The following is a 20,924-nucleotide window of genomic DNA, read 5'->3' on the forward strand; positions in this document are numbered from 1 at the left end:
GGTCCTGGCGGGTGAAGGAACGTGAGGATCGTCGCGGAACGGTCAAGTCCGCGCCCGATCCGGCCGAACCCCCGGCGTGACGTCCCGCGTCGAGTCCCTGCACTCCCTCCGCCTGGAGCGCCGCGCGCTGCGCGCCGAGCGCGACCGGGTCAGGTGGTGGCGCCGGGTCGTGCGTGCCCGCCTGGACCTCGCCGTGGCCGCCGCGGCACCGCCCGGCCCCCTCGGGGAGGACGTGGCGTTCGTGCTGCCGCTCGACGTGTGCCTGCAGGTCCCGCGCGCGGACGAGCTGCGCGCCGCGCTCCCCGTGGGCGCGGCTCACGAGGTCGGCCTGCTGCCCGACCTGCGCGCCCTCGACGCCCGGCTCGAGGCCTACGGCCGAGGCGTGGACCACGCGCTGGCCGACGCCACGGCACGGCTGGTGGCGCGGCTGGCCGCCGACCCCGGCTCGGCCCTGCGCGCACGCGCGGCCGCGGTCGAGGGCCCGTGACGCCCGGCGAGCACGGCGGCCGCCCCGATGCACCGCCCGCACCCGGCGACGCGCGCAAGCGCCTCGATGGGGCAGACTGGCTCACGGGTCCGACCTCGTCGTCGGACACGACGCGCGCCCGCGGTCACCGCGGGGAGAAGGGAAGGAACCGCCGTGGCGGAGGACATCGTGCTGACGGCGCCGCTGTTCGCGGGCATGGACGAGGAGTCCTCGGGGGCGCTCATCGCCTCGATGAAGGTCCTCGACGTCACCCGGGGCGACGTGCTGTTCCATGAGGGCGAGCCGGGAGACCGGCTCTACCTGGTGCGGGACGGCAAGATCAAGCTGGGCCGGCGTTCCAACGACGGCCGCGAGAACCTGCTGGCCGTGCTCGGCCCGGGCGAGATGTTCGGCGAGCTGTCCCTGTTCGACCCGGGGCCGCGCACCGCGACGGCCACGGTCGTCGCGGACGCCGTCGTGCTGGAGCTCGGGCACCACGAGCTCGTGACGTGGCTGGCGGACAAGCCGACGGTCGCCGAGCACCTGCTGCAGGCCCTCGCGCGGCGCCTGCGCCGCACCAACGAGGCGCTCGCGGACCTCGTCTTCTCCGACGTCCCGGGCCGTGTCGCCAAGGCCCTGCTCGACCTGTCGACGCGGTTCGGCCAGCCGGTGGACGAGGGGATCCGCGTGGCGCACGACCTCACGCAGGAGGAGCTCGCCCAGCTCGTCGGCGCGTCGCGCGAGACCGTCAACAAGGCGCTCGCCGACTTCGCCGCCCGCGGCTGGGTGCGTCGCGAGGGCCGTGCCGTGGTCCTGCTCGACGTCGACCGCCTCGAGCGCCGCGCCCGCTGACGCCACCACCCCGCCGCGCCGCGTGGGCGGCCCGGGGTCGTCAGTCGGTCTCGACGACGAGCTCCACCTCGACCGGCGAGTCGAGCGGCAGCACCGCGACACCCACGGCGGAGCGCGCGTGCACGCCTGCCTGCCCGAAGACCTCGTGCAGCAGCACGCTCGCTCCGTTGAGGACGGCGGGCTGCGCGGTGAACGCGGGGTCGCAGGCCACGAAGCCGACGACCTTGACCACGCGCCGCACACGGTCCAGCGCGGCGAGCGGGTCGACCGGGTCGCCGGCCGCCTCGGCCGCCAGCAGCGCGCCCACCGCGGCGAGCGCGTTGAGCGCCGCCGTGCGCGCGAGCCCGGCGGCGGCGTCCTGGTCGACGTCGCGCCCGACCTTGCCGGTCACCGGCAGCGCCCCGTCGACGAACGGGAGCTGACCCGACGTCCAGACGTGCGTGCCGCTGCGCACCGCGGGCACGTAGGCCCCGACGGGCGCGGCCGCGGACGGCAGGGTCAGACCCAGCTCGGCGAGGCGCGCCGCGACGCGGCCGGGGGCCGCCGTCACGCGCTCGTGGGGCGCTTGAGGTACGCCACGAGGCCCGCGTCGGGGCCCTGGATCACGGTCACGAGCTCCCACCCGTCCGAGCCCCACTGGTCGAGGATCGCCTTGGTGGCGTGAATGATGAGCGGAACGGTCGCGTACTCCCACTGGGTCGCCATGCCTGCAGCCTAGTGCGGGCGCCGACAGGCCATGGAAGCGCTCACACACCGCCCAGGGCGACCAGCGCCGGCTCCGAGCCCACGAGCTCGGCGCGCCACGACGCCACGTCGGGCCGGCGCCGCAGCAGCGCGCGTCGCTCCCGCTCGGTCATCCCGCCCCACACGCCGAAGTCGGCGCGGCTGTCGAGCGCGTCGGCGAGGCAGTCGAGCCGCACCGGGCAGCCCTGGCACACGGCCCGGGCCTCACGCTGGGCGGCACCCTCCACGAACAGCGCGTCGGGCGCGTGCTTGCCCTGGCCGCAGGACGCCAGCGCCGTCCAGTGCCCCTCGTACTCGTGTGCCCCCAGGCCTGTCACGTCTTCCTCCGCGTGTCGCTCCCTGCGTGTCGCCGCCGTGACGGTATCGGCATCGGACGGGTCCTGACGAGACCCCGGACGGGTCTTTTCCGCCGGACGGCCCTACTGACGGTGTGCAGGTCCCGTGGAGGACCCGCCCGGGGCCGCGGACGACCCCCACGACGACAGGCGCCCCCGCTACCCTGACAGGCATGCCGACCCCTGCCCGCGCGCGCGGACGCAAGGTCAGCGCCGTCCAGGCGTTGGCCCTGCTGCTCTCCTTCTGCCTCGTCGCCGGGATCGGTGGCGTCCTCGCCGCCGGCCTGGCGCTGCCCGGCGTCGCCGTCGCGAACGGCCTGACGGGCATGTCCGTCACCGCGTTCGACGACCTGCCGAGCGAGCTCGAGCAGAAGCCCCTGCCGGAGAAGTCGGAGATCCTGGCAGCCGACGGCACGCTGCTCGCGACGTTCTACGACCAGAACCGCATCGTCGTCCCGCTGTCCGAGATCGCGCCGATCATGCGGAAGGCCGTCATCGCCGTCGAGGACCGCCGGTTCTACGAGCACTCGGGCGTGGACCCCGCCAGCATGCTGCGCGCCGCCGTCGCGTCGGCGGGCGGCGAGACCCAGGGTGCGTCCACGCTGACGCAGCAGTACGTCAAGAACGTCTTCCTGGACGCGGCGGAGCGGGTCGAGGACAAGAACGAGCGTGCACGGCTGCGCGCCGCGGCGAAGAACAACAAGGGACCCGAGGGCATCGCCCGCAAGCTCCGCGAGGCCAAGATCGCCATCACGCTCGAGAAGACGATGTCGAAGGACGAGATCCTCGAGAAGTACCTCAACATCGCCGCGTTCGGTGCGTCCGTGTACGGCGTCGAGTCGGCCTCGCAGTACTTCTTCAGCAAGTCCGCCAAGGACCTCAACTACATCGAGGCGGCGACGATCGCCGGGATCACGCAGTCGCCGAGCGCGTGGGACCCGGTCGGCCCGGCGAACGAGACGCCCGAGCAGGACGCCAAGAGGTACGCCGACTCCCAGAAGCGCCGCGACAAGGTGCTGCGCGACATGGAGCAGGAGCACTACATCACGGCCGAGGAGCTCGCGGCCGGTCTCGCGACGCCGGTCGAGGCGACCCTGCACGTCTCCCCGCTGCGGCAGGGCTGCATGTCGGCGGGCGAGGTCGTCCCGGGCTCCGGCTTCTTCTGCGACTACGTCACCAAGGTCATCGCCAACGACCCGGCGTTCGGTGCGACCGCGCAGGAGCGCAAGAACCAGCTCTACAAGGGTGGCCTGCGCATCACCACGACGCTGGTCCCCGGCGAGCAGGCCGTGGCCGACGCCGAGGTCAAGAACGGCGTCCCGGTGGACGACCCGTCGGGCATCGCCAGCTCGATCGTCACGGTCGAGCCCGGCACCGGCAAGATCACCGCGATGGCGCAGAACCGCAACTACTCGGCGCTGGCCGAGCAGCAGCCCGGCGAGACGTCCGTCAACTACAACACCAGCTACCAGTACGGCGGGTCCGGCGGCTTCAGCCCGGGCTCGACGTTCAAGGTGTTCACGCTGCTCGAGTGGCTCAAGAAGGGCCACGCGCTGCAGGAGACGGTCAACGGCACGCGCCTGCAGTACAACATGAGCGAGTTCTCGGCCGGCTGCATCGGGCGCCTGACGGGCCCGCCCTACAAGTTCGGCAACTCCGAGGGCGGCCGCGCGATCCCGCAGACCGTTCTCGACGCGACGAGGAACTCGGTCAACTCCGCGTACATGGCCATGGCGGCGCAGCTCGACCTGTGCGACATCATGAACGGCGCGGCCGCGCTCGGCGTGACCAAGGCGGGGAACCCGGCCACGAACGACCCGGCGATCAACACCCCCGCCGGTGACGTCCCGTTCGACCCGCTGCCGGGCAACGTCCTCGGCTCGCAGTCGACCTCGCCGCTGCGGATGGCCGCGGCCTACGCGACGTTCGCGTCGAACGGCACCTACTGCAAGCCGATCGCCATCACGAGCGTCGTCGACGCGAGCGGTGCCGAGCTGCCCGTCCCGACCGCCGACTGCCAGGCGGGCGCCGTCGAGCCGAAGTACGCCTCGGCGATCAACTACACGCTGAGCAACGTGTGGTCCGGTACCGCCAAGAGCGTCGAGAAGCCGCCGTTCCCCTCGGCCGGCAAGACCGGCACGACGTCGGACAACGAGTACAACTGGTTCCTCGGGTACACCCCGCTGCGGGCGACCGCCGTCTGGGTCGGGTACAGCGGTGAGTTCACCTCGATGAACGGCGCGACCATCAACGGCAAGACGTACTACCGGGGCCCGTACGGCTCGTCGATCGCCGCCCCCACGTGGAGCCGGTACATGAGCCAGATCCTGGCCGGCGTGGACAACCCGGACTTCGCGGCGCCCGCGAACCGCGAGATCGAGGGCGAGCGCGTCGGGGTGCCGTCGGTGCTCGGCCAGAGCGAGCAGCAGGCCCGGGCGTCGCTCGAGCGGGCCGGTTTCCGCGTCTCGGTCTCCGGCGAGCAGGTGCCGTCGGCGTACCCGCCGGGGACCGTCGCGGAGCAGTCGGCGTCGAGCGCGACGAGGGGCGGGACCATCACGATCAAGCTGTCGAGCGGGCAGCCGCCCGCCGGCCCGGGCGGCGGGCAGCCCGGGCCCGGCGGCGGGCCGGGCGGCGGCCAGGGCGGCGGCGAGGGACGCCCCGGCCCCGGCGGCCGGCCGTGACGGCTGACCGATGACCGCACCCTCCCTCGGCTCGCACCCGGTGGTGCGCGCGGCCGGTGCCACGGCGCTCGCGGGCGTCGCCGCGCTCGCCTGGGCGTCCGTCGTCGAGGTGCGCTGGTACGCGCTGCGCGAGGTCACGGTCCCGGTGCTGCCGCCGGGCCAGGACCCGCTGCGGATCCTGCACGTGTCGGACCTGCACCTGACGCCCGGTCAGCGCCGCAAGGTCGACTGGGTGCGTGACCTGGCGACCCTGGACCCGCACCTCGTCGTCGACACCGGCGACAACTGGGCGCACCTGGACGCGATGCCCGCGCTGCTGCGCGCGCTCGAGCCGCTGCTGACCGTGCCCGGCGCGTTCGTCCTCGGCTCCAACGACTACCTGGCACCCGGCTTCAAGAACCCGGCGCGCTACCTGCTGCCCGACGCCCGCCGCGCGCCGGCCCGCCCGCCGGTGGCGCTGCCGTGGCGCGAGCTCGTCTCGCGGCTCACGTCGGCCGGCTGGGTCGACCTGTCGAACCGGCGCGACGTGCTCAAGGTCGACGGGCGGCTGCTGTCGTTCGTCGGCACGGACGACGCGCACCTGGACCGGGACGAGTTCCCGGCCGCCGGTGGCCCCGACGACGTCCGCGCGTCCGACGGCCGCTCCCCCGCCGTCGACCTGCACCTGGGCGTCACGCACGCCCCGTACCGGCGCGTGCTGGACGCGATGCACACCGACGGCGTCGACCTCACGATCGCCGGGCACACGCACGGCGGGCAGCTCGCACTGCCGTTCTGGGGCGCCCTGACGACCAACTGCGACCTCGACCTGCGTCGCGCCAAGGGCCTGCACGGCTGGCCCGGCGCCCGCCCGGACCGGGCCGACGGTGCCGGCTCGTCGTGGCTGCACGTGTCCGCGGGGCTCGGCACGTCGCCGTACGCGCCCGTGCGGTTCGCGTGCCGCCCGGAGGCGACGCTGCTGACCCTGACGTCGCCCTGACCAATTTCGTCCAGGGGTGCCTCGTCGGCTATCCTTGCCAGGCTCCACGGGGTGTGGCGCAGCTTGGTAGCGCGCTTCGTTCGGGACGAAGAGGTCGTGGGTTCGAATCCCGCCACCCCGACACAGACAGACGGCCGGTGACCAGGGCAGATGCCCGGGTCACCGGCCGTTGGTCATCCGGCCGGCCACTGCAGCTCGACGAGCGCCCGCGACCAGGGCGACGACACCGGCGCCGGCGGCCGTCCCCAGCAGCACCAGCAGCGCCCCGACCAGCCAGAGCCCGGACTCGTCCCGCGGCGCCTGGGTGGCCACCCACGCCGCCGTGAACGTCACGGCGACCGTGGCCACGGCGCGCAGGCCGCCGAGCGCCCGGACCGCGAGCACGGTCACGGCCAGGAGGCTGACGACGCAGCCCACCACCTGCCACGCCTCGTAGGGCCCGGTGACGTCGCCGGTGACCGGGTCCGTCCGGTACTGCGTGTCCCACCCCAGCCAGGCGAGCCAGCAGGCGGCGGTCAGGACCGCGACGAGGGCGTACCGGGCGGCGGCGCGCCCGGGCCCGGCGGCGGTGCGGGGCGGTGTCGTGGTCACGCCGGGAATCCTGGCAGACCGTCGGACCGTCGGACCGTCAGGCCGCAGGGCCGAGGTACGACACGTCGCCGTCGACCGTGCGCAGGTCCACGTGCACGGCGGCGCCGGGGTCCGTCGCCCCTTCGACACGCTGCCGCCCGTTCGACGTGATCTGCAGCGCGACGGGGTCACCCGTCCCGTGCACCGTCACGTCGCCGTCGACGGCCTGCACCGTGACGTCGCCGCGCACCTGCGCGACCCCCACGTCCCCGTCCCGTTTCCGCACCGTCAGCGCACCGCCCACGTCGCGCACCTCGATGCGCCCGTCGGACGTTCGCACGTCGGCGTCGCCGCCCACGTCGGCCAGGACGACGGCCCCGTCGCGGCCGCCGACCGTGACGTCGCCACCGGCCTCGGTGACGCGCACGTCACCGTCGGAGAGCTCCACCGCGACGCCGCCGCGCACGCCCTGCGCCGTGACGTCGCCGTCGCGGCCACGGACGTCGAGGTCGCCCCGGGCACCCGAGACCTCGACCTCGCCGTCGGCCGCGCGCACCTCGACGTCCGCCGCGGGCCCGGCCACCCGGACGTCGCCGTCGACTGCGCGGACCACGACGTGCGTGCCCTCCGGGACCGTCACCTCCAGCGCCGCGGAGCAGCTCGACACCCACGACTCGACGCACTCGTGCCGCACGACCGTCCGGTCGCCCTGCGACGTGACCTCGTAGCGGGGCCCGCCCCAGGCGAACCGCGCGACGCGCTCCACGCGCACGTCGTCCACGGCTGAGACGGTGACGAGGACCTCGCCGTCGGCGACGAGCTCGACGACGTCCGTCGCCGCGAGCGTCGCGGTGGCCGACGTGGTCCGCGTGAACATCCACGCCAGCACCTGCAGGACGCCGTAGGCGAGCAGGAGCACCGCGAGCACGCCACCCACGACGGCCAGGGGCCGCGCGCGGGCCGCGCGCGGCGCGGCGGGCGGGCCGGCGGGTGCCGGCGGCGGCGGCGCAGGGAGGTGGGTGGGCTGGGTGGCGGTCACGGTCGTGCTCCGTTCGTCGGGCCGTCCTCGAGCCAGCGCAGCACCGCCAGGACGCGGCGGTGGTCGTCGGCGTCGGGCGGCAGGTCGAGCTTGGTGAGGATGGAGGTCACGTGCTTCTCGACGGCAGGCAGCCCGACCACGAGCCGCTCGGCGATCGCCGCATTGGACCGGCCCTCGGCCATGAGCGCCATGACCTCACGCTCGCGCGGCGACAGCACGTCGGACAGCGTGCGCCGGGAGCGGGCCAGGACCTGGGCGACGACCTCGGGGTCGAGCGCCGTCCCGCCGCCGGCGACGCGGTCCAGCGCCGCGAGGAAGTCGTCGACGTCGGCCACGCGGTCCTTCAGGACGTACCCCAGCCCGCGCGCGTCGGCGGCGAACAGCTCACGGGCGTAGCGCTGCTCGACGTACTGCGAGAGCACGAGCACGGGCAGGCGGGGGTGCAGGCCGCGCAGGTGCACGGCGGCGCGCAGACCCTCGTCGGTGTGCGTCGGGGGCATGCGGACGTCGGTGACGACCACGTCGGGCAGGTCGGCGGCAGGGTCGCCCAGGACGGCGACGAGCTCGTCCGCGGTGCGGTAGCCGGTGACGGCGTGCCCCTCGGCGGTGAGCAGACGGGTCAGCCCGTCGAGCAGGAGGACGGAGTCCTCGGCGATCACGATACGCACGGCACCTCCACGGTGAGCACGGTGCCCCGGCCGGCAGGGCTGACGAGGTCGAACGTGCCGTCGAGGGCCTCGACGCGGCGGCGCAGCCCGTCCAGGCCGCCGCCGGGCGCCGCGTGCGCGCCGCCGGCGCCGTCGTCGGCGACCTCGACCCGCAGCCGGTCGCCGTGCACGGACGCGCGCACGGTGGCCCGCGTCGCGGTGGCGTGCTTGGCGAGGTTGGTCAGCGCCTCGGCGACGACGAAGTACGCGGCGGCCTGCGCCTGCGACCCGACGCCGTCACCGACGCCCTGGGCGTCGACGTCGACGGGGACCGGGCAGCGGGCCGCGAGCGCCGAGAGCGCGGCATCGAGGCCGCGGTCGGTCAGCACGGCGGGGTGCACGCCCCGCACGAGGTCGCGGAGCTCGGCCAGCACCTCCTTGACCTCGCCGTGCGCCGCGTCGATCGCGGCGACGGCCGCGGCGGGGTCCTGCGCGGCGGCCCGGCGTGCGACACCCAGCTCGACCCCGAGCGCGACGAGGCGCTGCTGCGCACCGTCGTGGAGGTCGCGCTCGATGCGGCGGCGCTCCTCGTCGGCGGCCACGACGGCGGCCGTGCGGGTCTCGCGCAGGTGCTCGGCGCGGCCCTCGGCGACGTCGGCCCGCTGCTCGGCGGCCCGCGCGGCGCGCTCGGCCTCGGCGCGCGAGCGACCTCCCAGCAGCGTGCGGGTCAGCCGGACCTGCGCGAGGTTGGTGAGCTGCACGACGAGCGCCGCCAGCCACAGCGCCACCAGGGCCCCGGGGACGAGCAGCGCGAGGTGCCACGCGTTGACGCGCCCGGCGAACGGCGCCGCGGGCACGACGAGCGCGAACGACGCGAGGCCCAGGGCGACGGACCCGGCCACCCAGGCCAGGACGCACGTGACCAGCGCGTGCGCGACGGCCGCCCACGAGCGGGCGTCACGCAGCCACGGCCACCAGGACCGCGGGTGGTACGGGGCCGCAGGCCCGGGCGCGGGCGGCGGCACGACGACGCCGAGCTGGGCCCGCAGCCGCGCACGCTCACCCGTGCCGTACCCGCGGGCCAGGACCAGCGTCAGGACGAGGAGCGGCACGCCGACGACGAGCACCGCCAGCCCGACGCCGAGCGCCACCCCGGTGACGAGCAGGACGGACGCCGCGAGGCTCGCGGCCGCCGCCAGGACGATCTGCCCGGCGCCGGCCCAGGTGGCGCCCGAGACGGGTGCCAGCGCGAGCGCGCGACCGCCGGCGAGCATCGGTGCGACGACGCGCACGTCGTCGGCGAGCGGGACCTCGTCCGGGAGCGGAGGCGCCGTGGTGGCCTCGATGGCTGTGGTCATGCCGACGACGGTAGGCGTCGCGCGCGGGTCGGCGCTGCGGTGCCCGCCCACGTCGCGGGGTAGGGCACGCCCTACCCCGTACCCGGGCGGGTGACGCCGGGGCGCCGCCTCATGGCGGCGGGGACGTGCACGAACCGCCACCCGACGACGCGCCTCCCCTCCCCTGCCGGGGCGGGTGCGGCGGTCGCCGGGTGACGGTTCGCGTGCGGCTGCTCAGGACAGCTGCAGCCGGAACATGCTCCAGGACGCCGGCGGGAGCTCCGCGCGCAGCGTCGTGCCGTCGACCGCGGCCGACGTGTGGGGCCGCGGCGCGACGCGGTCGGGCTCGTCCATCGTGTTGGCCGCGAACAGGTCGTCGTCGGCGAGCAGGACGGCCTCCGTGAGGGTCGCCGCGCCGAACCCGCGCAGGTCCGTGGCGAAGGCGACGGCCTCGGCGGGGTCGCGGTTGACCACGAACACGGTGAGCTGTCCCGTCTCGGCGTCGTGGGTGGCGACCGCGTCCAGGACCGCCACCTCGCCGTGCTTGGCGGTGGTGAGGGTCGGTGCGTCCACCCGCAGGTCGAGCACCTGGCCCCGCGCGTGACGTGCCGTGAGCGCGAACGGGTGGAAGATCGACTGGCGCCACGCCGGGCCGTCGGGCTCGGAGCGGATCGGGGCGATCGTGTTGACGAGCTGCGCCTGGCACGCGATCGCGACGCGGTCGCTGTGCTGCAGCAGCGTGATGAGCAGCGACCCGACGACCACGGCGTCGAGCACCGTGTACGCGTCCTCGCTGAGCCGCGGCGCCTGCGTCCAGTCCGTCGGCAGGCCGGACTCGGTGAGCGCCTTGTTGTACCAGACGTTCCACTCGTCGAACGAGATCATGATCTTCTTCGACGACTTCAGGCGTGCGCCGACCGCGTCCGCCGTGGCGACGACCTCGCGGATGAACTTGTCCATGTCGACGGACGAGGCGAGGAAGCTGGCCCGGTCGTCGCCGTCGAGCTCGTAGTAGGCGTGGGCGGACACGTGGTCGACGAGCTCGTACGTGTGCTCGAGGACCGTGTCCTCCCAGGCGCCGAAGGTCGCCATCGCGCGGCCGGACGACCCGCAGGCGACGAGCTCGAGGTCGGGCTCGACCTGGCGCATCGCGCGCGCGGTCTCGGCCGCCAGGCGGCCGTACTCCTCGGCCGTCTTGTGCCCGAGCTGCCAGGGCCCGTCCATCTCGTTGCCGAGGCACCACGTGCGGATGGCGTGGGGCTCGGGCGCGCCGTGCTCGACGCGCAGGTCGGACAGCGCCGTGCCCTTCGGGTGGTTCGCGTACTCCAGCAGCTCGACGGCCTCGGCGATGCCGCGCGTGCCGAGGTTCACGGCCATGACCGGCTCGATGTCGGCCTTACGCGCCCAGCGCATGAACTCGTTGAGGCCGAACGCGTTGGTCTCGATGGTCTTCCACGCCGGGTCGAGGCGCGTCGGGCGGTCCTCGACGGGTCCGACGCCGTCCTCCCAGCGGTACCCGGAGACGAAGTTGCCGCCCGGGTAGCGCACGGCCGTGACGCCCATCTCCCGCACCAGCTCCATCACGTCGCCGCGCAGACCGTCCTCGTCCGCGGTCGGGTGCCCGGGCTCGTACAGCCCGCCGTAGACGCACCGACCCATGTGCTCGACGAACGACCCGAACACCCGGCGGTTGACGGGGGCCACGACGAAGGCGGGGTCGATCGACAGCTTGCCGCTCTGCATTGCTACTCCTGTGCTGGGGCGCCGCGACGGGTCACGGGCGCGGGGTGGTGGCCACGGGCCCGGGCGCCGGGGTTGCCGGCGCCCGGGCTCACCGCGACTACTGGCCGATCTGGTTCTGCAGGTCCTTCTGCGCCTGCTCGAGAGCCTGCGACGGCGCGACGCCGTTCTCGTAGACCTCGGTCAGGGTGGTGGTGGTGAAGAGGTTGTTCAGCGTCGGCAGGTTCGGGTTCGCGAAGCCGTCGAAGTGGCCGATGCCGTCCTTGACCTCGTTGAGCACGTCGAACAGGTTCGTCCGGAAGTACTTGTTGAACTTGTTCTCCGGGTCCTTCGTGACGGCCTCGTCCTCCCACACCGACATGTTGACGGGGTCGAAGCCGAGGACCTCCCACACGGCGACGTTCGCCTCGGGCGAGAGCTTGGCGAACGCGAGCCACTCCGCCGCGAAGTCCTTCTTGGGCGAGGACTCGATGACGGCCGTGCCGGTGCCGCCGCCACCGATCGTGGCGACGTCGCTGCCCTCGACGACGGGCGCCGGGGCGATCGCGATGTCGCCGGCGAGGTCGGGCATGTAGTCGACGAAGCGCGACGTGTACCAGGCGGGGTACACCACGGCGGCGTAGTCGCCGCTGTTGATGACGCCGAACGCCTGCTCGTCGTCGGGGCTGCCGCCGGGGATCGTGGAGATCGCGCCCGCGTCGAGCATGGCCTTCTGCATCTCGAACGCCTTGACGACGTCGGGGTTGGCGACGTCGACGTCACCGTTCTCGTCGAAGAAGTTGCCCCCGAGCTGCGCGACGATGAGCGGCTCGACGAAGTTGACGGTCGTGCTGGCGATGCCGAACGCCTTGCCGGTCGCCGCGTTGTACTTCGCCCCGGCCTCCGAGAAGTCGTCCCACGTCTCGATGGTCGTGTAGTCGATCCCGGCCTCCTCGAGGAGCGCCGCGTTGTAGAACGTCACGAACGCCCCGACGTGCATCGGGAAGCCGAGCATCTTCTCGGCGCGGGTGTAGAGGTCCAGCCGCGCCTGGACGATGTCGTCCTGGTAGGGCTTGGCGGCCTCGGACAGGTCCATGAGCGGGGTGCGGCCGTCCTCCGACACGAAGTTGGCGAACTTGTTGACCTCGATGTCGACGACGTCCGGCAGGCCGGAGTCCGCGTTGACCGCGAGCTGCAGCTTGTTGTGCATGTCCTGGTACGGGTAGACGGTCACGTCGAGGTCGACGGGCCGGTCGGGGTTCTTCTCGTTCCACTCGTCGGCCATCTGCTCGTAGTAGTCCGCGTGCAGCTCGGCGAACACCCACATGTCGAGCTTGGTGGCCTCGCCGTCGGCGGGGGCCGCGGCGGGCTCGTCCGAGCTGCCGCTGCACGCCGAGAGCATGAGCGCCCCGGCCAGGCCGGCCGCGACGAGCGCCGAGTACCTGCGTGGTCCTGCCATGGTGGTGACTCCGTTTCGTTGTGTGGTGCGGGTGGTGCGGGTGGGCGATCAGCCCTTGAGCGCCCCCGCCGTCATCCCGGCGACGAAGAATCGCTGGAAGCAGAGGAAGAGCACGAGGACGGGAAGGAGGGAGAAGAAGGACCCGATGATCAGCAGGTCGTAGTTGTTCCCGTACGGCGTCAGCAGGGTGTTCAGGCCGATCGGCAGCGTGAACTTCTCCGCCGAGCGCAGCACCAGCAGGGGCCACAGGAAGTTGTTCCACGTGACCATGCCGTTGAGGATCGCCATGGCGGCCAGCGCGGGCCGCGAGATGGGCAGGACGACCCGGAAGAAGATGCCGAACTCGGTGACGCCGTCGACGCGGCCGGCCTCGAGCAGCTCCTTGGGGATCCCCATGAAGTACTGCCGGAAGAAGAAGATCGTCACGGACGCCGCGAGGAACGGGATGACGATGACGCTGTACGAGTCCGCGAGCCCGAGGTCGTTCACCATGACGTACAGCGGCAGCATCATGATCTCGAACGGCACGGTCATGAGGAGCAGCACCGAGATGAACGCGGCGGTCTTCCCCTTGAAGTCGTACATCGCGAAGCCGTAGGCGACGAACGAGCTGACCAGGAGCGTGCCGGCCACCTGGACGAGCGTGAGGCCCACCGAGTTGGCGAACCACCGGAAGTACAGGCCCGAGTCGGTGAAGATCATGACGTAGTTGTCGAACCGGAACGACGAGATGTCGACGTCGAGCCGCAGCCCGCTGCGCATGATCTCGCCGCCGTCCTGGAACGTGCCCACGAAGATCACGACGAGCGGCACCAGGACGATGAGCCCGATGACGACGAGGAAGATGCTCTGGATCGTCACGAACATCGCCCGGGGCAGCGGGTACTTGCGACGGCCCCCGGGGACGCCCGTCCCGTGCTCCGCCGAGGGGGCGGGCGTGGTCGTGGCGGTGGGCGCGCTCATCGGGACTCCTTCTTGAACGTGCCGGTGAGGGTGAGGTAGGTGAGGTTGATCGCCATGATCACGACGAGCAGGACCACCCCCACGGCGGACGCGTAGCCGAGGTCGTTCTCCTCGATGCCGCGGCGGTACAGGTAGCCGACGACCGTCAGGCCCTGGTTGTTCGGGGAGCTGTTGCCGGCGTAGAGCATGAAGCTCTCGAGGAACATCGCCAGGCCGCCGTAGATGCTGATGGTCGTGACGTAGACCATCGTCGGCTTGATGTTCGGCAGGGTGATGGAGAAGAACTGCCGGAGCTTGCCGGCGCCGTCGATCGACGCCGCCTCGTAGAGCTCGTCGGGGATCGACTGCAGGCCGGACAGGAAGTACAGGATGTTGACGCCGGTGTACCGCCAGGTGGCCAGTGCCAGCAGCGCGACGAGGCCGCCGAGGTCGGTGCGCAGCCACCGCACGGGGTCCGCGCCGAACCACGCGATGACCTGGTTGACCAGGCCCGTGCTCGTCTCGGCGAACATGAGCCGGAAGATGATGCCGGCGACGACGACGGACGTCAGCGCGGGGATGAACATCGACGCCTTGAAGAGGTTCTTCAGGCGGTCCGACCCGAGCCGGGCGTTGATCACGACCGCGAGCAGCAGCGGGACGGGGATGAGGATGACGAGCGTCAGCACCATGTAGCGGGCGCTGTTGTACATGGCCTGCCAGAAGATCCGGTCGTGCCACAGCCGCTCGAAGTTGTCGGTGCCGACGAACGCGGCCTCGCCGAACATCACGCTCTGCGTGCTCATGACGAACGTCCGCACGAGCGGCACCGCCCAGAACGCCAGCAGCGTGATGACGAACGGGGCGATGAAGAAGTACGGGGCCAGGCGCTGCGAGTACAGCAGCCCCTTGAGCCGGTGCCCGAGCGGCGTGCCCGGTGACGCCGGTCGTTCCTGCAGCTGTGCCACTTCTGCTCCTCCTGCCTTCCAGGGGAGGCCTCGCCGCTCGACACCTCTGTCGAGCAGGGCACCCTGGATCGGACGTTTCGCCACACGTGGCACGATGCTCGTCCCCTATGACGATATACACCTCTGACCTGGCGCTTTACGACGTCGTAACCGCCACGTCACTATTGCGCGCGCGGCGTACGTCTGTCAACCTCTCGGCATGGGAACGACGGGACGGCCTGGGCCGGGCGCAGGGGCGGACGCACGCGCGGCGGGTGCACAGGCACCCGAGAACGCGCGGCAACCGTCGTGAAGGTGACGATGCAGGACGTCGCCCGGCGCGCCGGCGTCTCCAACAAGACGGTCTCGAACGTCGTCAACGACCACCCCCACGTGCGCCCCGAGACGCGGGCGCGCGTGCAGCGGGTCATCGCCGAGCTGGGCTACCGGCCGAACCTGTCGGCCCGGGGCCTGCGCTCCGGCAGGACCGGCGTCATCGGGCTCGCCGTGCCGCAGCTGCGGCAGCCGTACTTCGCCGAGCTCGCGGACGCCGTGATCGCCGCCGCGGAGCGGCGCAGCCTGGGCGTGATCATCGGCCAGGCCGGCGCGGACCGTGACCACGAGACCGCCGTGCTCACGAACGGCCTGCGGCAGACCGACGGCATGCTCTTCAGTCCCGAGCACCTCGGCACCGAGGACCGCCACCTCCTCGACGACGTCACCTACCCGCTCGTCCTGCTCGGCGAGCGCATCTTCGGCGGGCCCGACGACCACGTGACCATGCACAACGTCGAGGGCGCCCGCGCAGCCGTCGAGCACCTCATCGGCCTCGGCCGGCGGCGCATCGCCGTCCTCGGCGCCCACCCCGACCGGCGCAGCGGGCAGATGCGCCCGTCGGACCTGCGCGTGCGGGGCTACCGCGAGGCGCTCGCCGTGGCCGGCCTGCCGGAGGACCCGCGGCTCGAGCGCGCCGTCGCGCCCTGGCTCCCGCAGAACGGCGTGGACGCGACCCGTGAGCTGCTCGCGTCCGGCGTCGAGTTTGACGCCCTCTTCGCGCTCAACGACAGCCTCGCCATCGGTGCCCTGCGGGCGCTCGCCCGGGCCGGGCGCCGGGTGCCCCACGACGTGGCCGTCATCGGGTTCGACAACATCGGCGACGGCCGCTTCTCGACCCCCTCGCTGTCCAGCGTGGACCCGGGCCGGGAGGAGATCGCCGAGACGGCCGTCGCGATGCTCGTCGAGCGCATCGAGGCCGGGCCCCGGGACGTCCGCCCGCCCCGGCTCCACAAGGCCGCGTTCCACATCGTGGCCCGCGAGTCCACGGGCGGGCACGACGACCAGGCCTGAGGCCGGCGCCCGCACGGAGGCCCGCGCCGCAGCGAGCCGGGGCCGAGAGCGTCCTTGACGAGATCCCCCGGTCTGGAGCAACGACGAGGGGCCGGCCCCGGGCGCGTGCCCGGGACCGGCCCGTCACCCGTCGCGCATGGGGTCGCGACGGGAGCCGTCAGCCGATCAGCCGGCGGTGCAGGCGGCGCCGTTCAGGGTGAACGCCGTCGGTGCGTTGTTGGTACCGGAGTGCGACCCGTTGAAGCCGATGTCGACGGACGCGCCCGGTGCGAGCGAGCCGTTCCACGCGGCGTTGGTCGCGGTGACCGCCGTGCCGGACTGCGACCAGGTCGCGCTCCAGCCCTGCTGGACCTGCTGGCCGTTGGCGAACGTGAACCGCAGGTTCCAGCCGCTGAGCGCGCTGGTCCCGTTGTTGGTCACGCGGACCGAGGCCGTGAAGCCGTTGTTCCAGCTGTTGGCGGTGTACTTCACCCCGCAGGCACCCGTGGGGTTCGGCGTGGGCGAGACCGACGGGGTCGGCGAGACCGACGGGGTCGGGGACACCGACGGGGTCGGGGACACCGACGGGGTCGGCGAGACCGACGGGGTCGGGGTCGGGCCGGCCTCGAAGAGGCGCGCGTAGTCCGACAGCGCACCGGCGATGGCCGTCTGCGCCCAGAAGCGGTGGTACGTGAACTGCGGGTCGGCCCCGCCGTTCAGCGCCGCCTGGACCTTCGCCCACTGCGGGTCGTCCTTGTAGAACGAGCGGATGTCGAGGAACGACACCCCGGGCTCGACCACGTCGCCGTTGGGCATGGTGCCCGACCAGCCGGCGGGGATGTACACGCCGTTGCCGCCGGCGGTGTACTCGTCGTCGAACCGCTTGTAGTCGCCACGGGTCTCGACCGACGCGACACCCAGCGCGTCCTGGTTGCTCTCCCAGATCGCGTCGAGCAGGTCCTTGGCCGTGTCACGGGCCTCGGTGTTGCCGGACTTGGCCGCGTAGAACAGCAGCGCACGGGCGGTGTCGCCGGCGACGCCGACGTCCTGGCCGGAGCTCTTGAGCGTGACGGTCAGACCGGAGTTGGAGCCCGGGTTGGTCGGGTTCCAGGTGTCGGGCTTGCCCGACCACGTCAGCTCGGACGGGACGGACCAGTCGGCGCCGTCGGTCTCGATGTGGTCGACGACCCACGCGGCCCACTTGTCGAGGACGGTCTTCGCCTTGGCGTTGCCCGTCTCGTAGTAGAGCTCGGCGAGCCGCTGGACGCCCCACGCCTGCATGCCGAACCACTGGTTCGACGGCGGGTCGTTGTAGACGGGCGCCTCGGTGTAGGCCATGCCGTAGAACGTCGGGGTGCCGGCCGGCGGCTGCGCGTACGCACCGTCCCAGCTGTTGGTGGCGCCACCGGCGATCGGGCCGTTGGACGACTGCAGCCACTGGTACAGCTCGACCTGACGCTCGGCGGCCTTGGTCCAGTCCGCCTTGGCCGTCGCCGACTTCGGCGTCAGCTTCGGGTCGTTGGACAGGGCCCACGCCGCGAACGGGTTCTGGTACCCGAAGTGCGCGTGCGACGAGCCGATGCGCCACGCCCAGCCGGCGTTGGAGTCGGTGGCGCCGCCCCAGGCCATGTACCAGGACAGCAGGTAGTGCGCGCTCTCCTTGCCGGAACCGGCGGCGCAGCTCGGCGACGTGCAGCCGATCGTCTTGAAGTACTTGTCGAACAGCGTGTAGCGCAGGTAGTCGCCCAGCTTGGCGGCCTTGGTGACGACCGACGCGACGTCCGCGGCCTTGCCCTGCTCGGTCGCCCACTTGTTGGCCCAGTAGACGGCCTCGACGGCGCGCGCGTCGGCGTCGGACGCCGACGTGTACTTCCACTGCTTGGCGTACGACGCGTCACCGGTGAACAGGTCCAGGTAGCCGTTCGGACCGCCGTAGGTGAAGTCGTCGCAGGTGGGGTGCGGGACGGTCTCCCACACGGACTCCTGCGGGCCGCGCTGGAAGGTGTTGACGAGCGACATGCCCTCGTGGTCCGGGCCGAGCTGGCAGCCGGGGCCGGGCGCGGCACCGAAGCCGTAGATGTTGTCGACGTCGCCCAGCCAGTGCATCTGGTAGATGTCGTTGTTGCCGTAGGTCGCACGGAGCTCGGCGGCGATCGGGTCCTTGCCGACCGAGCCGCTGCTGCCGATCTGCGACGGGTAGTTGCTCGGGTGGTTGTACTCCGACGCGTAGCTGGCGGGGGCGTCGGGCTTGTAGAAGGAGTTCGTCGGCTGATCCGCGGCCTGCGGGATCATGTACGTCTCCATGCTGGTCCACGCCTCGTTGAGCGGGTCCCAGTCGCCCGTGGCCTGGCCGTACAGCGCCTCGAGCCACAGCCAGTAGCTGTACGCCTCGGACGTCGTCATGTGGCCGTAGTCCGGCGCCTCGACCATGAGGGTCTCGACCGCGTGGTACGGGATGCCCTGCGGGCTGAAGTACCCGTTGGCGGGGTCCTTGATCTTGGCGTACTGCTCGAGGAACCGGTCCGCGTACTCGGAGTCGACGACGACCGCCGCAGGGGCGGCCTGGGTCGTCGGCCCGGACAGGGCATGGGCGGCCTGCAGGCCGCCCGCGGCCACGAGCGTCGTGGCCGTCAGGACGGCCCAGGCCGCTCTGACGGCACGCCGTCGGGTGCTAGAGGACATCTTCCGTACCTTTCTAGGCGTCGACCACGCACGGCCTCGGTGCCGGCGTGGAACCTGGCGGCGCCCTCGGTGGCACCGCCAGTCCTGCACGAAGGAACGGACCGCCGGCGCCGGACGCGGCATCGCGCCCGCGGTGTGCGGTCTGGACGTCGCTCACTCTGTTCACGCGCGCGGGGGCCGTCCAGGCCGCGAATCGCTTAGGCGGCGCACCTCGTGGGAGCGCGACCAGACCGCCCGCCACGAGGAGCGCCCCGCCCGCGTCACCGGATCGGCGACGCGGGCGGGGTGGGGGCCGGACGGGGCCGCCGGACGGGTCAGCTCCAGCGGAAGATGCGCACCGCCACGGGGATGCCGATGACACCCCAGGCGGCCATGACGACCATCTCGACCACCGGGAACGGCTGGCCGACCCACCCGGCCGTCATCGCCTGCGTCGCGGCGCCGAGCGGCGTGTACTGCGCGATGGTCTGCACGACGTCGGGCATCAGCGGCAGCGGCAGCCAGACCCCGGCGAAGAACAGCGACACGAAGTAGAGCATCATCCCCCAGCCGTTGGCCGCCCCCGCCGTCGGCGCGAGGGCCGCGACGAACGAGCCGACCGCGAACGCCGACAGCACCGCCAGCAGGAACGCCAGCACGACCGTCAGCGGCTCCGCCGGCAACGAGACGTCCAGCAGCACGACCGCCGACGTGACGGCCAGCGCCGCCGCGACGACCAGCGCCACCAGGTTCACGACCACCTGGGCGACCAGCAGGCGCGCCGGTCCGACCGGGGTGGTCGACAGCCGCCGCAGCACACCCCGCTGCCGGTAGGTCGCCATGATCGCGGGGAACGTCGACACCGCGACCGTCGCGACGGCCAGGCTCAGGACGATCGGGGTGTACCCGGTGATGGCGGTGACCGCGGCGAGCAGCGGGTCGCTCTCGTCGTAGGGCTCGTCGGCCCACGGCATCACCAGGCCCAGCACCGTCAGCAGCAGCGCCGGGAAGAGCAGCGCGAAGAACAGCACCGAGGGGTCGCGCACCATGAGCCGCGCCTCGACGACGATCATGCGAGCCAAGGCGCCGCCGGGCGTGCGGCGGGCCACGCCGTCCGGGGCGGGGGCGAGGGCGCGGCGACGGGTGGCGGCGTCGCGCGGGAGCACGTGGCTCGCGGTGCCGGTCGTGGTGCCGGTCGTCGGGCCGGGGGTCGGGGTCGTGGGGGTCACGTCACACCTCCGCAGGAGCGGTCGTCGGGGTGGCCGCCGGCGTCGTCGGCGGTGCGGTGTCGCGGCCGGCGGTGTCGCTGCCGGTGAGGGAGACGAACGCGTCCTCGAGGGACGCGCGCTCCAGACGGACGTCCTGCGCCCGGACGTCGTGCCGGGCGAGGGCGACCATGACGTCCTGCACGACCGTGCCGCCGCCGTGCACGACGAGCGCCCGGTCCTCGACGGCCGCGTCGCGGACGTCAGGGACGCCGGCGACGGCCGCGAGGAGCACCGCGTCGGCGACGGGCGTCTGCGGGCGGACCCGCAGCACCTGCTCGCCCTGCGCCAGGGTGACGATCTCCGTGGGCGTGCCGACGGCCGCGACCCGCCCGGAGGCGATGAGCGCGATCCGGTCGCAGAGCCGCTCGGCCTCCTCCATGAGGTGCGTGACCAGGATGATCGTGACGCCCGCGTCGCGGATCGCCTCCACCACGGCCCACGTCTCGCGGCGCGCGTGCGGGTCCAGACCGGTCGTGAGCTCGTCGAGGATCGCGAGCTCCGGACGGCCGACGAGCGCCAGGGCGACGGACAGCCGCTGCTTCTGGCCGCCGGACAGGTCCTTGAACGCGGTGTCCTTCTTGGCCGTCAGCCCCAGCAGGTCCAGCAGGTCCACCGGGTCGGCGGGGTCCGGGTAGAACGACGCGTACAGGTCGAGCGCCTCGCGCACCCGCAGCCGGTCCGGCATCGCGGACTCCTGCAGCTGCAGGCCGACCCTCTCGTGCAGCGCCGCGGCCTGCGTCGTCGGGTCGAGCCCGAGGACCTCGACCGTGCCGCCGTCGGGGCGGCGCAGCCCGGCGATCATCTCGACCGTCGTCGTCTTGCCGGCGCCGTTGCGTCCGAGGACGCCGTAGATCTCGCCGCGTTCGACGGTGAGGGACACGTCCTGCACGGCCAGGGTGCTGCCGTAGGACTTGCGCAGGTGCTCCGCGCGGACGACCGGGGTGGTGCTCAT

At 72.9% G+C, this 20,924-nt stretch carries 19 protein-coding genes and 1 tRNA gene; 6 read left to right on the forward strand and 14 right to left on the reverse strand.

The window, feature by feature from the left end; all coding sequences use genetic code 11:
* Nucleotides 1-76: 76 nt before the first annotated feature.
* Both NP075_RS16460 and NP075_RS16465 read left to right on the forward strand, forming a co-directional pair.
* Complete coding sequence (locus NP075_RS16460) at nt 77-487, forward strand: hypothetical protein (protein WP_227566374.1); 411 nt, start codon at nt 77-79, stop codon at nt 485-487.
* Between the two features lie 153 nt (nt 488-640).
* Complete coding sequence (locus tag NP075_RS16465) at nt 641-1,318, forward strand: Crp/Fnr family transcriptional regulator (RefSeq protein WP_284439898.1); 678 nt, start codon at nt 641-643, stop codon at nt 1,316-1,318.
* A 40-nt stretch (nt 1,319-1,358) separates the two neighbouring features.
* Here the strand turns inward: NP075_RS16465 and NP075_RS16470 are convergent, their stop codons facing one another.
* The 3 genes from NP075_RS16470 to NP075_RS16480 are packed head-to-tail and all read right to left on the reverse strand — an operon-like array spanning nt 1,359 to nt 2,379.
* A complete protein-coding gene (locus NP075_RS16470; protein ID WP_227566373.1) occupies nt 1,359-1,868 on the reverse strand; it encodes a RidA family protein in 510 nt (169 codons plus the stop codon).
* A complete protein-coding gene (gene sp36, locus NP075_RS16475) occupies nt 1,865-2,023 on the reverse strand; it encodes a Sp36 family protein (protein WP_190278870.1) in 159 nt (52 codons plus the stop codon). Before sp36 ends, NP075_RS16470 begins: the two co-directional genes overlap by 4 nt.
* Nucleotides 2,024-2,064: 41 nt before the next feature.
* Entirely contained in the window at nt 2,065-2,379 is a 315-nt protein-coding gene (locus tag NP075_RS16480) for a WhiB family transcriptional regulator (RefSeq protein ID WP_284439899.1), read from the reverse strand.
* A gap of 191 nt (nt 2,380-2,570) precedes the next feature.
* On the opposite strand from NP075_RS16480, the gene NP075_RS16485 reads away from it, so the two are divergent.
* The 3 genes from NP075_RS16485 (at nt 2,571) to NP075_RS16495 (ending at nt 6,178) form a co-directional block, all read left to right on the forward strand.
* The gene (locus tag NP075_RS16485; protein WP_227566372.1) at nt 2,571-5,078 is read left to right on the forward strand and encodes a penicillin-binding protein; all 2,508 of its coding nucleotides are present in this window, start codon (nt 2,571-2,573) and stop codon (nt 5,076-5,078) included.
* A gap of 10 nt (nt 5,079-5,088) precedes the next feature.
* Nucleotides 5,089-6,057: a metallophosphoesterase gene (locus NP075_RS16490; protein WP_227566371.1), complete on the forward strand. Its 969-nt coding sequence runs from the start codon at nt 5,089-5,091 to the stop codon at nt 6,055-6,057.
* Between the two features lie 47 nt (nt 6,058-6,104).
* A tRNA-Pro gene (locus NP075_RS16495) sits at nt 6,105-6,178 on the forward strand.
* A 38-nt stretch (nt 6,179-6,216) separates the two neighbouring features.
* On the opposite strand, the gene NP075_RS16500 is transcribed toward NP075_RS16495, so the two are convergent.
* The 8 genes from NP075_RS16500 to NP075_RS16535 all read right to left on the reverse strand — a co-directional run bounded on the left by NP075_RS16500 (nt 6,217) and on the right by NP075_RS16535 (nt 14,738).
* Complete coding sequence (locus NP075_RS16500) at nt 6,217-6,648, reverse strand: hypothetical protein (protein ID WP_227566370.1); 432 nt, start codon at nt 6,646-6,648, stop codon at nt 6,217-6,219.
* A gap of 37 nt (nt 6,649-6,685) precedes the next feature.
* A complete protein-coding gene (locus NP075_RS16505) occupies nt 6,686-7,666 on the reverse strand; it encodes a DUF4097 family beta strand repeat-containing protein (RefSeq protein WP_227566369.1) in 981 nt (326 codons plus the stop codon).
* Nucleotides 7,663-8,334 carry a response regulator transcription factor gene (locus NP075_RS16510; protein WP_227566368.1) on the reverse strand — a complete coding sequence of 224 codons (672 nt, stop codon included), beginning with the start codon at nt 8,332-8,334 and terminating at the stop codon, nt 7,663-7,665. Before NP075_RS16510 ends, NP075_RS16505 begins: the two co-directional genes overlap by 4 nt.
* A complete protein-coding gene (locus tag NP075_RS16515) occupies nt 8,322-9,671 on the reverse strand; it encodes a sensor histidine kinase (RefSeq protein WP_227566367.1) in 1,350 nt (449 codons plus the stop codon). The genes NP075_RS16510 and NP075_RS16515 overlap by 13 nt, the downstream gene beginning before the upstream one ends.
* Nucleotides 9,672-9,884: 213 nt before the next feature.
* Complete coding sequence (arfA, locus tag NP075_RS16520; protein WP_227566366.1) at nt 9,885-11,393, reverse strand: arabinosylfuranosidase ArfA; 1,509 nt, start codon at nt 11,391-11,393, stop codon at nt 9,885-9,887.
* Nucleotides 11,394-11,490: 97 nt separating this feature from the next.
* Entirely contained in the window at nt 11,491-12,828 is a 1,338-nt protein-coding gene (locus NP075_RS16525) for an ABC transporter substrate-binding protein (protein ID WP_227566365.1), read from the reverse strand.
* A 48-nt stretch (nt 12,829-12,876) separates the two neighbouring features.
* A complete protein-coding gene (locus tag NP075_RS16530) occupies nt 12,877-13,791 on the reverse strand; it encodes a carbohydrate ABC transporter permease (RefSeq protein ID WP_227566364.1) in 915 nt (304 codons plus the stop codon).
* A complete protein-coding gene (locus tag NP075_RS16535) occupies nt 13,788-14,738 on the reverse strand; it encodes a carbohydrate ABC transporter permease (RefSeq protein WP_227566363.1) in 951 nt (316 codons plus the stop codon). Before NP075_RS16535 ends, NP075_RS16530 begins: the two co-directional genes overlap by 4 nt.
* Before the next feature lie 300 nt (nt 14,739-15,038).
* Between NP075_RS16535 and NP075_RS16540 the strand changes: the two genes are divergently transcribed.
* Nucleotides 15,039-16,064 (forward strand): LacI family DNA-binding transcriptional regulator, encoded by a 1,026-nt coding sequence (locus NP075_RS16540; RefSeq protein WP_227566401.1) that lies wholly within the window; start codon nt 15,039-15,041, stop codon nt 16,062-16,064.
* Nucleotides 16,065-16,229: 165 nt separating this feature from the next.
* Here the strand turns inward: NP075_RS16540 and NP075_RS16545 are convergent, their stop codons facing one another.
* The 3 genes from NP075_RS16545 to NP075_RS16555 form a co-directional block, all read right to left on the reverse strand.
* Nucleotides 16,230-18,725 carry a glycoside hydrolase family 48 protein gene (locus tag NP075_RS16545; protein ID WP_227566362.1) on the reverse strand — a complete coding sequence of 832 codons (2,496 nt, stop codon included), beginning with the start codon at nt 18,723-18,725 and terminating at the stop codon, nt 16,230-16,232.
* A 314-nt stretch (nt 18,726-19,039) separates the two neighbouring features.
* Complete coding sequence (locus NP075_RS16550; RefSeq protein ID WP_284439900.1) at nt 19,040-19,933, reverse strand: ABC transporter permease; 894 nt, start codon at nt 19,931-19,933, stop codon at nt 19,040-19,042.
* A gap of 1 nt (nt 19,934) precedes the next feature.
* A complete protein-coding gene (locus NP075_RS16555; RefSeq protein ID WP_227566361.1) occupies nt 19,935-20,924 on the reverse strand; it encodes an ABC transporter ATP-binding protein in 990 nt (329 codons plus the stop codon).

It is taken from the genome of Cellulomonas wangsupingiae, assembly GCF_024508275.1.
Taxonomy (GTDB): domain Bacteria; phylum Actinomycetota; class Actinomycetes; order Actinomycetales; family Cellulomonadaceae; genus Cellulomonas; species Cellulomonas wangsupingiae.